We start from the raw sequence: 14022 nt of genomic DNA, 5'->3' as shown, positions 1-14022 counted from the left end.
TATCGCCGCCAACCAGTAACGAGCCCGGGATCATCGTTCCCGGGCCGCTTTCGAGAGAGCAATGCAAGATCAACTGACTCCCAAGGCGATCGTCGCCGCACTCGATTCCCACATTATCGGACAGAAAGACGCCAAGCGTGCGGTCGCCGTCGCGCTAAGGAACCGCTGGCGCCGGCAGAAGCTTTCCCCCGAACTTCGCGACGAGGTGACGCCCAAGAACATCCTGATGATCGGCCCGACGGGCTGCGGAAAGACGGAAATTTCGCGCCGCCTCGCCAAGCTCGCCGATGCGCCCTTCATCAAGGTCGAGGCGACCAAGTTCACCGAGGTCGGCTATGTCGGGCGCGACGTCGAACAGATCGCGCGCGACCTTGTCGAAGAAGCGATCCGGCTCGAAAAGGATCGCCGCCGCGCCGCGATCAAGGACAAGGCGGAGGAAGCGGCTTTCGACCGCCTGCTCGACGCGCTGACCGGCAAGGATTCGAGCCAGGCGACGCGCGAGGCGTTCCGCCAGCGCCTGAAGGACGGTCATCTGGAGGGCAAGGAGATCGAGATCGAACTCGAAGCCTCGCCGCAGATGCCGTTCGAAATGCCCGGCGGCGGCCAGGTAGGAATGATCAATCTCGGCGACATGATGGGCAAGGCGTTCGGCCAGCATCAGATGAAGCGCCGCAAGCTGACGGTCGAATCTGCCTGGGAAAAGCTGGTCGAGGAGGAATCGGAAAAGCGCCTCGACCAGGACGAGGTCAGCCGCGTCGCGCTCGCCGACGCGGAAGCCAACGGCATCGTCTTCCTCGACGAGGTCGACAAGATCGCGGTCTCCGACGTGCGCGGCGGATCGGTGAGCCGCGAAGGCGTCCAGCGCGACCTGCTGCCGTTGATCGAGGGAACGACGGTTTCGACCAAATACGGCCCGATGAAGACCGACCATATCCTCTTCATCGCCAGCGGCGCATTCCATGTCGCGAAGCCCAGCGACCTGCTGCCCGAGCTTCAGGGACGGCTTCCGATCCGCGTCGAGCTGTCGGCGCTGACCGAGGAAGATTTCGTCTCGATCCTTACCGACACGACCGCATCGCTTCCGCAGCAGTACAAGGCACTGATCGGGACAGAGGGCGTCACGCTCGATTTCACCGATACCGGCATCAAGCAGGTCGCGAAAATAGCCGCAGAGGTTAATGCGGAGGTCGAGAATATCGGCGCCCGGCGCTTGCAGACCGTGATGGAAAAGCTGCTTGAGGAAATTAGTTTCGACGCCGAGGAACGAAGCGGCGAAGCGCTGACGATCGACGCCGATTATGTCGACAAGCAGCTTTCGGGTATCGCGCGCAACGCCGATCTCAGCCGTTACGTGCTGTAAGGCGCTCAGCCGCCCTTGGCATCGGGTCGGTCATAGGCGGTGAATGTGCCGAAGGTGCAATAGGCGGACGGGATGGTCGCACCGGGTTCGAGAACCCGGAACCGGTCGTGGCGGCATAGCTGCGTGCCATATTGCTCGACAATCAAGGTCGTCAGCGGGCGCAGTGCGGGGCACGCTTCGATCTTGCTCACCCACAGCCGCCGTCCCGACTCGCGGTAGATGATCGTATCGTTGCCGATGATCTGCGGCCCGGTGACGAGCGAGGAATTGATGCAATCCTCGGTCTTGGTCGGAACGCGGTTGTCGAGCGTGCTGGCGAATTCCTTCGCCTGTTCGCGCTTCTGCACGGCCACCTGCTCGGGCGACATCGCGCATCCCGCCAATGCTGTCGAAAGGGCGGCAAGTACAAGGATGGTGCGCACGGGGCCGCCTCCTATTTGGTGTACGGGATGAATTCGCCCAGGCCGCAAGAGCCTGTCATCATCCCGGTGTTGCGGTCCTGCAATTGCACGATATCGCCCGCGCAATATTGCGCCATCGTGGTGCGCGTCACCAGGACATCGTCGCGCGATGCATTGCACCCCATCGACACGTCGTTGCGGTAAATCCGCGAGGACGAGACCTTGAACAGGATGGTGCCCGGATAGGTTTTGACATGCTGGACGCTCCGCATCCGGATGCAGCTGATCGGTTTGCCCGGCGTAAGCCCGGCAAGCTGTTTCGACATTTCAGCATGTTGCTTGGCGTCCGCGGCGGCCTGTTGCTGTTGCTGTGCGGGCGTCAGTGCGCAGCCGGTCGCGACCAGGGCGAGCGGCAAGACCAGATACTTCATCGGTATCTCCTTCAAGCTCCCCTGCATTTCTACACCAACACGTCAGCCGGCGAAATTATCCTTTGCTGACCGGCGCTCGGCAAGTTCGGCAGCGGACGAAGCGCGCAGGAACGGGTTCGTCGCCATTTCGTCGGCGATCGTCGTGGGCACGGTAGGCTCCCCTTTGGCCCGCGCCGCATCGACGCGCACCATCCGCTCCCGAATCGCGGCATTGTCGGGTTCGGCCGCCAATGCGTACCGTCCATTCGCCTGGGTATATTCGTGACCGCAATAGACCATGGTTTCGCCGGGGAGTTCGGCGAAGCGCTGCATGTTCGCGAACATCTGCTCCGCATCGCCCTCGAACAGGCGGCCGCACCCCATCGCGAACAGCGTGTCGCCGACGAAGATCGCCGCATCGTCGGCGAAGTGAAACGCGATGTGCCCCGCGGTATGCGCGGGCACTTCCATCACGCGCGCCCGGTGTTCGCCGATCGATACGACATCACCCTCGCCCACGCCGTGGTCGAGCGTGGGGATACGTTCAGCTTCCGCCGCCGGTCCCGTTACCGCGGCGCCGGTCGCCTTTTTCAGCTCGGCATTCCCGCCAGTATGATCGGGATGCCAATGCGTGTTCCAGATTGCGGTGATCGTCCAGCCGCGCTCGCTTGCCGCATCGAGCACGGGCTGCGCCTCGGCCGGGTCGATGACCACCGTCTCTTGCGAGGCGGGGTCATGGACCAGCCAGACATAATTGTCGCTGAGCGCCGGTATGCGGACGACCTCCAGCGCGGACATCACCATTCGCCCGTATTCGGCATCGACGCCCAGGGTTCCTGCGGCTCGAGATGCCCGTCCTGCAACAGTTCGATCGAGATGTTGTCGGGTGTGCGGACAAACGCCATGTGCCCATCGCGCGGCGGACGATTGATCGTCACCCCGGCATCCATCAACCGCTGGCACGTCTCGTAGATATTGTCGACGCGGTACGCCAGATGGCCGAAATTGCGCCCGCCGGTATAGGTTTCGGGGGCGCTGCCATCCTCTGGCGGCCAGTTATAGGTCAGCTCGACCTCGGCACGGGCCCGCTCGCCCTCCTTCTCGATATCTTCGGGGGCGGCGAGGAAGATCAGCGTAAAGCGCGCTTTTTCTACATCGAAACGCCGCACTTCCTTCAGGCCGAGCAATTCGAAGAACTTGATCGTCGCATCGGGGTCGGTGACGCGGATCATGGTGTGGAGATATTTCATCGCTGGCCTTTCGCTCTGGTGTCGCTTTCGGTCCAGATAGGCAGCGAGCGCGCGCGATGAAAGGTCAGCGTCCGGCAGGCGCCCCGTCGAACTGCGCAAGCGCATTTTTTGCCGACGCCGCCTGCGGACTAGCGGGCGCAAGCGCGACGACCTTGTTCCACGCCGCCTTCGCCTCCGCCTCGTCGGAAAGCCGCGCGGCGATGTTGCCCGCTTCCAGATAGACCGCTGGGTCCTGCGGGGCCTTGGTCTTCGCCACCGCGATGTCCTGCTGCGCACGCCGCATATCGCCGGTGCGCCGCGCAAGCGTTGCCGACAACAGCCAGGCGAGCGCATTGTTCGGCGCCGCCTTGATCGCGGCATCGAGGTCGGTGCGCGCGGTGGCGGAATCGCCAAGCGCTACCTCTGCGCGGGCAAGGTCGATATGCGCGTTGGCGAGTTGATCGCCCTGCAGCACGCCCGCCGTTACCGCCGCACCAAGCGCGATCCGTGCCTTGTCCGGATCGCCTGCCAGCAACCAGGCATTGCCCGCCTGAGCGCGAAACTGGCCGGCGGCGGCCCGATCCTGCGCATTCTGCGCGGCGTCCGCCGCGTCGCCGAACGCAGCGGCCGCATCGCTCCACTGTTCGGCGTTGGCATAGGCGACGGCCAGGCAATGGAGAGCATGAAAGCCGCCCCCGGCATCGCGCCAGTGCATCGCGACCGACTGCGCGCCGATCGGGTTCTCCGCCGCCATCTGGATGCAGCCGCTATAGCGCTGCTGATCGGTGACCAGCGGCCCGATATCGTTGGTCTGAATGGCAAGCAGCAGCGGCAGGATCATTGCGGCGCGGTCAGGTCCTCTATGGTGCGGAGCAGCAGCGCGATGTCGCGTTCGCGCGACAGGCGGTGGTCGCCATCCTTTACGAATGTCAGCTGCACATCGGCTGAACGGATCAGTTCGGCGAGCCGCGTTGCCCGGTTCCACGGCACTTCGGCATCCGCCATGCCCTGAAGCAGGCGAATCGGGGCGTCGATGTCGATGGCGCCGAACATCAGCCGGTTGGCCTCGCCCGATGCCCAGAACGCCTTGGTCGTCACCGTCGGCTGGTCGGAATAGGGCGATTCCTCTTCCAGCCGTCCCTCGGTCAGGATCGTCATCTTCTGGTCGGCGGTGAAGCCCCAGTCGGTAAAGTCGGGCGCCGCGGCGATGCCGACCAGTGCGGCTACACGTTCGGGCCGGGCCAGCGTCGCGAGGAGCATCAGCCACCCGCCCATCGACGATCCGACGAGCACGACCGGTCCCTCGGCAAGCTGGTCGATGACCGTCAGCACATCGTCGCGCCAGTCGGCGAGCGTATGATCTTCGAACGCGCCCTCGCTCTTTCCGCAGCCGCGATAATCGAAGCGGATGAAGGCGCGTCCATGCTCCTTCGCCCATGCCTCCAGCGCAGTCGCCTTGGTCCCGGACATGTCCGAGGCATAGCCGGGCAGGAAGATGATCGTCGGCCCCGCGCCCTCCGTCCGGTGATAGGCGAGCCGTGCCGCCATGTTTTCGGTATCAGCCATGGCGGAAGCGTCTAGGCGCAATCATGTGGGCGCGAAAGGGCCGCCCTTGCTCAGTCGGCCAGAAATGCATCGACCGCCGCAGTGAACGCCGCCGGCTGATCGAGCATCACAAAATGCGCGGCATCGCCGATGCCGACGAAGGTCACCTCGGGCGCCTTTGAATATTCGGCGCGGTAGAATGCGTCGGCGCGCTCCTTCGGCATCCGGTCGGACCAAGGGATAGACCAGCGTGATCGGCGTATCGATCGACGCCATGTCGGGGCGCAGATCGGTGGTCATGTCCTCGTACATCGCCTGTGCCGACACGCGGGGATCGGCGGCCTCGAACCACTGCGCCACCGTCGACTGCGATGATGGCTTGAGCGCGAGGCCCATCGCGGTCGCCTTGACATTCGCCGCGTCGGCGGGCTTGCCATAGCTCGCCTTCTGCTGGTCGCGCATAGCCCTTGCCTGTGGTTCGACCTGCGCGACGGTGGCACCGGGCATGAAGATGTCGCCAACATAGGGCAGCGAATCGACGATCATCAGCTTGCCTGCGTCGTCGGGATACGCCTTGGCCAGCATCAGCGCGACGAGCCCGCCCATCGAATGCCCGACCACTGCCGCGCCCTCGATCTTGTTGCGCGCGATATATTCGTGGAGGTCGGCGACGATGCCATCGAGGATGCCGGGGTCGAGATTTCCGCGCGGATCGCCGCCGGCAAAGCCGTTGACCTGAACCAGATAGAGCTTGTGACCCTTGGCAATGCCGGGGGCTACGACGTCCCATACCGCGCGCGGGCTCGACAGGCCGGGGATCAGGACGACCGGATCGCCCTTGCCCATCGTCGCGACCGAGATGTGATCGAGCTGCGTGGCAACCGGGTCGGTCCGCGCCGCGCCGTCAGGCATAGCGGCGGTCGGGCCGGCGATTGCCGTCGGTGCGGTTGCGGGGGCGAGCAGCATGGTCAGTGCGATTGCGATGGTTCGGGTCATGTCAGTTCCTCTCGAATTTTGCGTGGTCCGCGACACCGCGAACGAAGCTCGTTGAAAAATGCGCGCGGGCACCGAAAGCGGACAGATCGAGTTCGATATGCCGTTCGCCGACCGCGAGGCTCGGCATCTGCGCCGGGCGATGGTCGGTCACGACGATCGCGAAGATCGGGACGAACGCGGCGAGCGCGAGGCGCGCCCCGATGTGGCGACGGTTCATGATTCCTTTCCCTCGATCGCCGGATTGACAAAGACCTGTTCGATGGTGAGCTCGAAAAGGTCGGCGATCTTGAAGGCGAGCGGGAGCGAGGGATCGTAGCGGCCCTTCTCGATGGCGTTCACGCTCTGGCGCGACACCTCGAGCCGGTCGGCAAGGTCCTGCTGGCTCCACTCTCGCTCGGCGCGGAGCACGCGGAGACGGTTCTTCACGCTTCCCCTCCCGCGCGGCTGTCGCGGAAATTGAGCACGCATTGCGTCAGGCCCCAGCCTATCGCCCAGAGCGGAAAGGCCCAGAATACCTCGACCTGTCCGACGACGTCGGTGATCTGGAGAAAACCCAGCACCGTGGCGACCGACAGCACCAGACCGGTGCCGATCAGCATCGACATCGCGACGCGAGCGCGGATGAACTCGTCGGTTTCCTCGATGAGATAGATGCCCATCACCGCGATCGCGCCAATCACCGGCAATGCGGGCAGCAGGGAAAGCAGCACCCGCAGCGAACCCTGCGGGTCATACCCCCGGATGTAGCTCAATACCGTAAAGAGGATGCCGATATAGGCGATCATCGTAACGGCAAGGCGCACGGTATAGCGCTTGGCTGCTGCGGTACGCATGGTGGAAAGCTCCCTTGTTGTAATGACAAGGGTCGTTTACATCCGATTCGCATCGCATGTCAACTATGCTTTCCATATCGACAAGCTATTTGTTCAAATCGTCCAGCATGCTTTGCGCCAGCTGGCTCAGCGTATCGTCACGCGCTCCCATCACCACGATTCGGTCGCCGGGCCGCGCTTCGGCGACGACATGCGCGGCGGCGGCGGCACGGTCGGCGATGTGCTGCGCATGCTTGCCGGTCGCGGCGATGTCGGCGACGATGTCCCCGCTGGTCACCTCGCGCGTCACGGTGCCGCCGAAATAGGCGGGGTCGCACAGGACGAGTTCGTCGTCCGCCGCCAGCTTGTCGGCGAACATCGCCACCAGTTCGCGTCGCATGACCTTCAGCGGGCCGAAACCGTGCGGCTGGAACAGGATCAGCAGGCGACCGTCGAACGCGTGCAGCGTGTCGAGCGTGGCAGCGATCTTGTCGGGGTTGTGGCCGAAATCGTCGATTACCGCGATGTCTTTTGCCGCGCCGACCAGTTCGAAGCGGCGCTTGAGCCCGGTAAAGCCCTGCACTGCCTCGGCCGCCTCGGCAATCGGAAGGCCCGCCGCATGCGCCGCGCCGATGGCGGCAAGCGCGTTGGCGACATTGTGGCGCCCGGGCACGTTCAGCGTCACCCGTCGCGTCTCGCCCGCCGCAGTGAGATCGAATGCGATACCGAAGCGACCAGGCGTCAACCTGTCTGCGCGCAGCGGCGCTTCGGCCTCGACCGCAAAACCGAGCAGCCGGTCGCCCGGAAGCGCCTGCGCCAGCATAGCCGCCTCGGCATCGGCCAGGTTGACCACCGCCGTCTGCGCCTTGCCGATAAAATCACCGAACAACGTGCGCAGCTCGTCCATCGACTTGTGATCGAGGCTGACATTGTTGAGCACCGCCACCTGCGGCCGGTAGAGCGCGATCGAGCCGTCGCTCTCATCGACCTCGCTGACGAAGGCATCGCCCTCACCCACCAACGCACTCGCGAACGGCGCGTCGGACGAAGCGAAATTCTTCATCACCGCGCCGTTCATGACCGTCGGGTCGCGGCCCGTTTCATGAAGGATCCAGCCGATCATGCCGGTGACGGTCGATTTGCCGCTGGTGCCGGCAATGCCGATCCGCACTGGTGATTCGTTGAACAGCCGGCTGAGCATCTCGGCGCGCGTCATCCGCTGTGCCCCGACGCGCGATGCGGCGACCATGTCGGGCACCGTGTCCTCGACCGCGGCCGAAGCGATGACGATCTGGTCGGGCGATGTGATGCCGCTGCCGTCCTGCGGGAACAGCCGGATTCCACGCCGTTCGAGCGCTTCGAACTTGGCCGGAAGCCGTGCTTGGTCGAGCGAACGATCCGAACCCGCGACGTCATAGCCGCGCTGCGCAAGGATCATCGCGAGCGGCATCATGCCGCTACCGCCGATACCGACGAAGAAACAGGATTTGCGATCTGCCATGGCTGCGCGCTATCGGCGGTTTGCGAAGCGGGAGCAAGAGACCTGTCGGTTGGTGTCGAGCGCAGTCGAGACACGCTTGCGACGGGATGCGCTTCCCGACTTCGCTCGAAGCGAACGGGATGGTTGAAATATGCAAATCGGCGTGGTCGCACCGGGAAGGCCGATCGACGAAAAGGTTGCCGCCGCGACATCGGCATTCGCCGCGCTCGCCTTTCCCACGGTCGATCTCAGCTTTCACCCGCAATGCTTCATGGAGGACGGCCATTTCGCGGGCCCCGACGACGTGCGCGCGCAGGCCTTTCTCGAATATGCCAACGACCCGCAATATGACGCGATCTGGTTCGCGCGCGGCGGTTATGGCTCGAACCGCATCCTCGATGCCGTGATCCCCGAACTGGGCACGATCGCCGCCAACAAGATGTATGTCGGTTATTCGGACATGGGCTTCTTGCTCGGCGCACTCTACGCCCGGCGCATCGGTCATCCGGTCCATGCACCGATGCCGATCGAGATCGGGCGCAAGGACAATGGCGTGTGCATCGGTCGCCCGCTCGAATGGATGGTCGCGCGCGATCCCCGCGCGCTCGAGCCGGGGCTCGATGGCCGCCCCTCGGTCGCGTTCAACCTGTCGATCCTGACGACCATGATCGGCACGCCCTGGCTGCCCGACCTGACCGACCATGTGCTGATTATCGAGGACGTGTCGGAACCGCTCTACCGCATCGACCGCATGCTGTTCGAAATGGCCAACGCCACGCAGCTAAAGGGCGTCGCAGGCGTGCGGCTCGGCGAAATCGTCGACATCCAGGAAAACGACCCGCCCTGGGGCGAGACCCCCGAAGCCATGATCGAACGCTGGTGCGCCGACATGGGTGTCCCCTATCTCGGCCGCGCCCGCGTCGGCCACAGCGCCGACAACCATGTCGTGCCGTTCGGGGTGGTTGCGGCGTAGCGATTCAGAGAAACGTCTGACCGACATAGCCCCCGATGATGGCGGGCGAAGGAAATGTAAGGCATGGGTGTTAATCGATAAGAGGAAAGCTGGCCCGTGAACGATTTAAGCTTGGAGAAAAAGCCGGCACGCCAGCGCGCGGATGCCATCAAGCCTTTCCAATGCAAAAACCTGATTGCCGTTATCGAAGACCCCCAGAACCCACGTAACATCGGCACCGCCATCAGGAACGTAAACGCCTTGGGCGTCGAGAAGGTATATGTGATTGATCCTAGGCACGTTCTTTCAGACGACTGGCAAGAACTTCGCGAAGAGGCCAAGCTTTCGAAGCTGTCTGTCTCAGCGATCAAGTGGACGTTTCTTAAACGGTTCGACAACACACAGGACTGCCTCGACCATCTCGAAAAGAATGGCTTCGTATCGATCGTTACTTCGCCCCATGTGAAAGGCAAAAAGAGCATTTTTCTGCATGAGGGTGATTACACCGAACACACGAAACTTGCTGTTTGGTTCGGCAACGAAACCCGCGGCATTTCCGATCTGGCCGTCGAACGATGCGAGATGTGCGTAAGCATCCCAATGTTCGGCATGATCGAGAGCCTGAACCTCGCCACGAGTTCGGGCATCGTTTTGTACGAGGTAGCGAAACAGCGCCGCGAATATCAGAGCCGGTACCGTAGTGGTCGAAAGAAGGGAAAAAGGGAAACCGTCTTGCCGACTGTGATGAGCCGCGAGGATTAACCTTTCGGGACTCGCCCTCCCGCTTCCCCTTGCCTATCTACCCCTTGCGGCGGCATAAGCCGCGGCTCCGCAAACAACGCTTCTGGTGAAACCCCACCCCATGTCCGAGATGTTCAAGATCACGCTGCCCGACGGTTCTGTCCGGGAAGTGGCGCCGGGGACTACCCCCGCGGACATCGCGGCGGCGATCGGGCCGGGGCTTGCGAAGGCGGCGATGGCGGCCAAGGTCGATGGCGAGGTGCGCGACATCATGCGCCCGCTCGAGGGCGATGCCGAACTCGCACTCATCACCTCGCGCGACGAGGCCGATGCGCTCGAGCTTGTGCGCCACGACTATGCGCATGTGCTGGCCGAGGCGGTGCAGGCACTGTGGCCGGGCACGCAGATCACCTTCGGCCCGGCGACCGACGACGGTTTCTATTACGACGTGAAGGCGCCCGCCGACCGCGACCCCTTTTCGATGGACGATCTGCCCGCCATCGAAGAGAAAATGCGCGAAATCATCCGCGCCGACAAACCGCTTCGCCGAGAGGTTTGGAACCGCGAGGACCTGATCGCCAAGTGGAAGGCCGACGGCGAGGTCTTCAAGGCCGAATGGGCCGCCGAACTGCCCGAGGGCGAGGAACTGACGGTTTACTGGTCGGGCGAGGACTGGCTCGACATGTGCCGCGGCCCGCATCTCGCGAGCACCGGAAAGCTCGATCCGCAGGCGTTCAAGCTGATGCGTGTGGCGGGCGCTTACTGGCGCGGCGACCAGAACAATGCACAGCTCACGCGCATCTATGGCACCGGCTGGCTCAACAAGAAGCAGCTCGACGCGCATCTCCACCGGCTCGAGGAAGCCGCCAAGCGCGACCACCGCAAGGTCGGCGCGGAGATGGACCTGTTCCACCTTCAGTCCGAAGCGCACGGTTCGGTCTTCTGGCATCCCAAGGGGTATGTCATCTGGCGCGCGCTCGAGGCCTATATGCGCCGCGCGATCGACGCCGCCGGCTACCGCGAGATCAAGACGCCGCAGGTGATGGACGCGCGCCAGTGGGAACAGTCGGGCCATTGGGGCAAGTACCGCGAGAACATGTTCGTCATCCCCGACGAGGTGCCCAATGTCGAGGATGAGGGCGAGATCATCTCGGGCGAGGCCGACTGGATGGCGCTCAAGCCGATGAACTGCCCGGCGCATGTGCTGGTGTTCAAACAGGGCATCAAGTCGTACCGCGACCTTCCCTTGCGCCTCTATGAAAATGGCTGCTGCCACCGCAACGAGCCGCATGGCGCGCTGCACGGCCTGATGCGCGTGCGCCAGTTCACGCAGGACGATGCGCACATCTTCTGCCGCGAGGACCAGATCGTCGACGAGGTTCGCGCCTTTTGCGAACTCGCCGACCGCATCTACCGCGATTTCGGCTTCAAATACGCGATCAAGCTCGCACTGCGCCCCGACAAGCGCTTCGGCTCCGACGCCGACTGGGACAAGGCCGAGGAGGAACTGCGCAACGCCGTGGTCGAAGCGGGGCTCGCGACCGAGGAATATGGCTGGGAAGAACTGCCCGGCGAAGGCGCCTTCTATGCGCCGAAGCTCGAATGGCACCTGACCGACGCGATCGGGCGGACCTGGCAGGTCGGCACGATCCAGTCCGACCGCGTGCTGCCCGACCGGCTAGACGCGACCTATGTTGCGGAAGATGGCGAGCGCCACCGCCCGATCATGCTCCACCGCGCGATCTTCGGCAGCTATGAACGCTTCATCGGCATCCTGATCGAGCATTTCGAGGGCAAGCTGCCGCTGTGGCTCGCGCCTGTGCAGGCGGTCGTCGCGACGATCGTGTCCGACGCCGATGATTATGCGAAAGAAGTAGCCGCCAAGCTGCGCGCCGCGGGCATCCGCGTCGAGGTCGATCTGCGCAACGAGAAGATCAACTACAAGGTGCGCGAACACTCGCTCGCCAAGGTTCCGAACCTGCTCGTCGTCGGCAAGCGCGAAGCGGAGGAGGGCACGGTCGCGCTGCGCCAGCTCGGCGAAGGCGCGAAACAGAAGGTGCTTTCGCTCGACGATGCGCTCGCGCAACTGACCACCGAAGCAACACCGCCCGACATGCGCTGAGCGGCGGAAGGAACGCCCGTTGTGCTACGCCGCAGCCCCGCCATCTTCAAAAGCTGCGGCGAATCGCTTATATTGCTGATTCAGTTTTTCAATCTCGACAGGAGAGACCAACATACGACCCCCTATGCGGCGTAACACGCCACCCCCGATGAACGGCCCCCGGTACAACGAGTTCATCCAGTCGCCGAAGGTCCGCGTGATCGACCATGAAGGCGAAAATCTCGGCGTGATGTTCACGCGCGAGGCGATGGAGCAGGCTGCCGATGTCGGGCTCGACCTCGTCGAAGTGTCGCCCAACGCCAACCCGCCGGTCGCCAAGTTCCTCGATGTCGGCAAGTACAAGTACGAGGCCCAGAAAAAGGCCAATGCCGCGCGCAAGTCGCAGAAGACGCAGGAGATCAAGGAGATCAAGATGCGTCCGAACATCGACGATCACGATTACGACACCAAGATGCGTAACGTGCACAAGTTCATCGGGGATGGCGACAAGGTGAAGGTCACGTTGCGCTTTCGCGGTCGTGAACTTTCGCACGGCGAACTCGGCATGGCGCTGCTCCAGCGCGTCGCCGAGGATTGCGCCGAGGACGCGAAGGTCGAAGCCTATCCGCGCATGGAAGGCCGGCAGATGCTGATGGTGCTGGCGCCCAAATGATGCGTTCGAGCCGCGTCCTGGCGCTCGCGCTGGGCGCGGCTCCGCTCCTTGTCTCGGCGGCAAGCCCTGCGCCGCAGGATTTGCCCGACAGCGGCCTTTCGGCCAAGAATGGCGCGGTCGACCTGCCGATCGCCGTGCCGGACGATTATCGCCTCGTCTGGTCCGACGAATTCGACAAGCCCGGCCTGCCCGATCCTGCCAAATGGCAGTACGACACCGCCCGCAACAAGCAGGGCTGGGCCAATCACGAAAAGCAATATTACAGCGCCGACCGACCGGAAAATGCGCGGGTCGAGGACGGCAAGCTGATTATCACCGCGCGCCACGAGACCCTCGATCCCGATACGGTGAAGGATTATGGCGGGCAGGAATACACGTCCGCGCGCCTGCTCACCCGTGGTCTCGAGCAATGGAAATACGGCTTTTTCGAAATTTCGGCCAGGATCGCCTGCGGCCGCGGCACCTGGCCCGCGATCTGGATGCTGGGCACGAAGCAGGACGTTTCCTGGCCCGAGATCGGAGAGATCGACATCATGGAGCATGTCGGCTTCGATCAGGGCGAAATACACGGCACGATCCACACCAAGGCCTATAACCACGTTATCGGCACACAGATCGGCTCGCAGATTTCGGTGAAGGACGCGTGCAGCGCGTTTCACAAATATCAGCTCTGGTGGACGCCGAAGCAAATCCTGATCGGCGTCGATGGTCACGCCTATATGCGGTTCGCCAATGATGGCAGCGGCGACACCGCACGCTGGCCGTTCGACGACCCCGAATATCTGATCCTCAACGTCGCGGTCGGCGGCGACTGGGGCGGCCAGAAAGGGATCGACGACAGCGTATTCCCGTCGAGCATGGCGGTCGATTATGTCCGCGTCTGGCAGCAGGCCGATCGCTGAGCGCAGCCGCTCAGCCGTCGTCGTTGCCCGCGGGCGGCTCCCACAATTCGATGGCGTTGCCTTCGGGATCGTGGATGCGGGCGAATTGCCCGGTCTCGGGCGAATCCCACTCGGCGCGCGTTTCGATCGCAATCCCCTCTGCCGCCAGCTTCTCGAGCAGCCCGTCGAGATCGCGGACGCGCAGGTTCAGCATGAACGCCTTGTCGGCGGGAAAATAATCGGTGTCCGCCTTGAACGGCGCGAAGACCACCGGTCCGCCCTGTGTCTTCCAGAACCATTCCTCGGGTTCGCCCGCATCCTCGGCGGTGCAACCCGCACCGACGTCCAGATGTTCTGAATACCACGACGACAAGCCTTCTGGATCCTTCGACCGAAAGAAGATGCCGCCGATGCCAACTACGCCCATGCCACGTCTCCCTG

Annotated in this window: 18 protein-coding genes; 6 read left to right on the top strand and 12 right to left on the bottom strand. The window is 63.5% G+C overall.

Annotated elements, in window-relative coordinates; genetic code table 11:
- Positions 1 to 61: 61 nt before the first annotated feature.
- On the top strand, positions 62 to 1360 hold the full coding sequence (hslU, locus tag J7S20_RS13170) for an ATP-dependent protease ATPase subunit HslU (protein WP_284054710.1): 1299 nt from the start codon (positions 62 to 64) through the stop codon (positions 1358 to 1360).
- 5 nt (positions 1361 to 1365) lie between these two features.
- On the opposite strand, the gene J7S20_RS13165 is transcribed toward hslU, so the two are convergent.
- The 11 genes from J7S20_RS13165 to J7S20_RS13115 form a co-directional block, all read right to left on the bottom strand.
- On the bottom strand, positions 1366 to 1782 hold the full coding sequence (locus J7S20_RS13165; RefSeq protein ID WP_284054709.1) for a hypothetical protein: 417 nt from the start codon (positions 1780 to 1782) through the stop codon (positions 1366 to 1368).
- An 11-nt stretch (positions 1783 to 1793) separates the two neighbouring features.
- On the bottom strand, positions 1794 to 2192 hold the full coding sequence (locus J7S20_RS13160) for a hypothetical protein (protein ID WP_284054708.1): 399 nt from the start codon (positions 2190 to 2192) through the stop codon (positions 1794 to 1796).
- Positions 2193 to 2234: 42 nt separating this feature from the next.
- A complete protein-coding gene (gloB, locus tag J7S20_RS13155; protein WP_284054707.1) occupies positions 2235 to 2969 on the bottom strand; it encodes a hydroxyacylglutathione hydrolase in 735 nt (244 codons plus the stop codon).
- On the bottom strand, positions 2969 to 3421 hold the full coding sequence (locus J7S20_RS13150) for a VOC family protein (protein ID WP_284054706.1): 453 nt from the start codon (positions 3419 to 3421) through the stop codon (positions 2969 to 2971). Before J7S20_RS13150 ends, gloB begins: the two co-directional genes overlap by 1 nt.
- A gap of 64 nt (positions 3422 to 3485) precedes the next feature.
- Positions 3486 to 4241, bottom strand: coding sequence for a tetratricopeptide repeat protein (locus J7S20_RS13145; RefSeq protein ID WP_284054705.1), 756 nt, complete (start codon positions 4239 to 4241; stop codon positions 3486 to 3488).
- On the bottom strand, positions 4238 to 4966 hold the full coding sequence (locus J7S20_RS13140; protein ID WP_284054704.1) for an alpha/beta fold hydrolase: 729 nt from the start codon (positions 4964 to 4966) through the stop codon (positions 4238 to 4240). Before J7S20_RS13140 ends, J7S20_RS13145 begins: the two co-directional genes overlap by 4 nt.
- 21 nt (positions 4967 to 4987) lie before the next feature.
- Positions 4988 to 5941 (bottom strand): alpha/beta hydrolase, encoded by a 954-nt coding sequence (locus J7S20_RS13135; protein WP_284054703.1) that lies wholly within the window; start codon positions 5939 to 5941, stop codon positions 4988 to 4990.
- Position 5942: 1 nt separating this feature from the next.
- Positions 5943 to 6158: a hypothetical protein gene (locus J7S20_RS13130; protein WP_284054702.1), complete on the bottom strand. Its 216-nt coding sequence runs from the start codon at positions 6156 to 6158 to the stop codon at positions 5943 to 5945.
- Positions 6155 to 6367: a helix-turn-helix transcriptional regulator gene (locus J7S20_RS13125; RefSeq protein WP_284054701.1), complete on the bottom strand. Its 213-nt coding sequence runs from the start codon at positions 6365 to 6367 to the stop codon at positions 6155 to 6157. Before J7S20_RS13125 ends, J7S20_RS13130 begins: the two co-directional genes overlap by 4 nt.
- Positions 6364 to 6774, bottom strand: a complete 411-nt coding sequence (locus J7S20_RS13120; protein WP_284054700.1) for a hypothetical protein — start codon at positions 6772 to 6774, stop codon at positions 6364 to 6366. The genes J7S20_RS13125 and J7S20_RS13120 overlap by 4 nt, the downstream gene beginning before the upstream one ends.
- A gap of 85 nt (positions 6775 to 6859) precedes the next feature.
- The gene (locus tag J7S20_RS13115; protein WP_284054699.1) at positions 6860 to 8254 is read right to left on the bottom strand and encodes a glutamate ligase domain-containing protein; all 1395 of its coding nucleotides are present in this window, start codon (positions 8252 to 8254) and stop codon (positions 6860 to 6862) included.
- A 130-nt stretch (positions 8255 to 8384) separates the two neighbouring features.
- Here J7S20_RS13115 and J7S20_RS13110 point away from each other — a divergent pair, with 130 nt between their 5' ends.
- The 5 genes from J7S20_RS13110 to J7S20_RS13090 all read left to right on the top strand — a co-directional run bounded on the left by J7S20_RS13110 (position 8385) and on the right by J7S20_RS13090 (position 13602).
- The gene (locus J7S20_RS13110) at positions 8385 to 9206 is read left to right on the top strand and encodes an LD-carboxypeptidase (RefSeq protein WP_284054698.1); all 822 of its coding nucleotides are present in this window, start codon (positions 8385 to 8387) and stop codon (positions 9204 to 9206) included.
- Between the two features lie 96 nt (positions 9207 to 9302).
- Complete coding sequence (locus tag J7S20_RS13105) at positions 9303 to 9947, top strand: TrmH family RNA methyltransferase (protein WP_284054697.1); 645 nt, start codon at positions 9303 to 9305, stop codon at positions 9945 to 9947.
- Positions 9948 to 10047: 100 nt separating this feature from the next.
- Entirely contained in the window at positions 10048 to 12048 is a 2001-nt protein-coding gene (thrS, locus tag J7S20_RS13100) for a threonine--tRNA ligase (protein WP_284054696.1), read from the top strand.
- Positions 12049 to 12172: 124 nt separating this feature from the next.
- Complete coding sequence (gene infC / locus J7S20_RS13095; protein ID WP_284054695.1) at positions 12173 to 12700, top strand: translation initiation factor IF-3; 528 nt, start codon at positions 12173 to 12175, stop codon at positions 12698 to 12700.
- Complete coding sequence (locus J7S20_RS13090) at positions 12697 to 13602, top strand: glycoside hydrolase family 16 protein (protein ID WP_284054694.1); 906 nt, start codon at positions 12697 to 12699, stop codon at positions 13600 to 13602. Before infC ends, J7S20_RS13090 begins: the two co-directional genes overlap by 4 nt.
- Positions 13603 to 13612: 10 nt before the next feature.
- Here the strand turns inward: J7S20_RS13090 and J7S20_RS13085 are convergent, their stop codons facing one another.
- Entirely contained in the window at positions 13613 to 14008 is a 396-nt protein-coding gene (locus tag J7S20_RS13085; RefSeq protein WP_284054693.1) for a VOC family protein, read from the bottom strand.
- Positions 14009 to 14022 lie beyond the last annotated feature (14 nt).

Origin of the sequence: Stakelama marina (assembly GCF_018122655.1) — a bacterium.
Classification (GTDB): Bacteria; Pseudomonadota; Alphaproteobacteria; order Sphingomonadales; family Sphingomonadaceae; genus Sphingomonas; species Sphingomonas marina.
Note: the sequence above shows the minus strand (reverse complement) of the source record. Positions and strands in the feature narration are given on the sequence as shown.

What these genes read in the sequence shown, in the direction of transcription:
- J7S20_RS13085 (WP_284054693.1), bottom strand. Translation starts at nt 14,008, where the DNA reads ATGGGCGTAGTTGGCATCGGCGGCATCTTCTTTCGGTCGAAGGATCCA.
- J7S20_RS13150 (WP_284054706.1), bottom strand. Translation starts at nt 3,421, where the DNA reads ATGAAATATCTCCACACCATGATCCGCGTCACCGACCCCGATGCGACG.
- J7S20_RS13145 (WP_284054705.1), bottom strand. Translation starts at nt 4,241, where the DNA reads ATGATCCTGCCGCTGCTGCTTGCCATTCAGACCAACGATATCGGGCCG.
- gloB (WP_284054707.1), bottom strand. Translation starts at nt 2,969, where the DNA reads ATGTCCGCGCTGGAGGTCGTCCGCATACCGGCGCTCAGCGACAATTAT.
- J7S20_RS13130 (WP_284054702.1), bottom strand. Translation starts at nt 6,158, where the DNA reads ATGAACCGTCGCCACATCGGGGCGCGCCTCGCGCTCGCCGCGTTCGTC.
- J7S20_RS13120 (WP_284054700.1), bottom strand. Translation starts at nt 6,774, where the DNA reads ATGCGTACCGCAGCAGCCAAGCGCTATACCGTGCGCCTTGCCGTTACG.
- J7S20_RS13115 (WP_284054699.1), bottom strand. Translation starts at nt 8,254, where the DNA reads ATGGCAGATCGCAAATCCTGTTTCTTCGTCGGTATCGGCGGTAGCGGC.
- J7S20_RS13135 (WP_284054703.1), bottom strand. Translation starts at nt 5,941, where the DNA reads ATGACCCGAACCATCGCAATCGCACTGACCATGCTGCTCGCCCCCGCA.
- infC (WP_284054695.1), top strand. Translation starts at nt 12,173, where the DNA reads ATGCGGCGTAACACGCCACCCCCGATGAACGGCCCCCGGTACAACGAG.
- J7S20_RS13140 (WP_284054704.1), bottom strand. Translation starts at nt 4,966, where the DNA reads ATGGCTGATACCGAAAACATGGCGGCACGGCTCGCCTATCACCGGACG.
- J7S20_RS13160 (WP_284054708.1), bottom strand. Translation starts at nt 2,192, where the DNA reads ATGAAGTATCTGGTCTTGCCGCTCGCCCTGGTCGCGACCGGCTGCGCA.
- J7S20_RS13110 (WP_284054698.1), top strand. Translation starts at nt 8,385, where the DNA reads ATGCAAATCGGCGTGGTCGCACCGGGAAGGCCGATCGACGAAAAGGTT.
- thrS (WP_284054696.1), top strand. Translation starts at nt 10,048, where the DNA reads ATGTCCGAGATGTTCAAGATCACGCTGCCCGACGGTTCTGTCCGGGAA.
- hslU (WP_284054710.1), top strand. Translation starts at nt 62, where the DNA reads ATGCAAGATCAACTGACTCCCAAGGCGATCGTCGCCGCACTCGATTCC.
- J7S20_RS13090 (WP_284054694.1), top strand. Translation starts at nt 12,697, where the DNA reads ATGATGCGTTCGAGCCGCGTCCTGGCGCTCGCGCTGGGCGCGGCTCCG.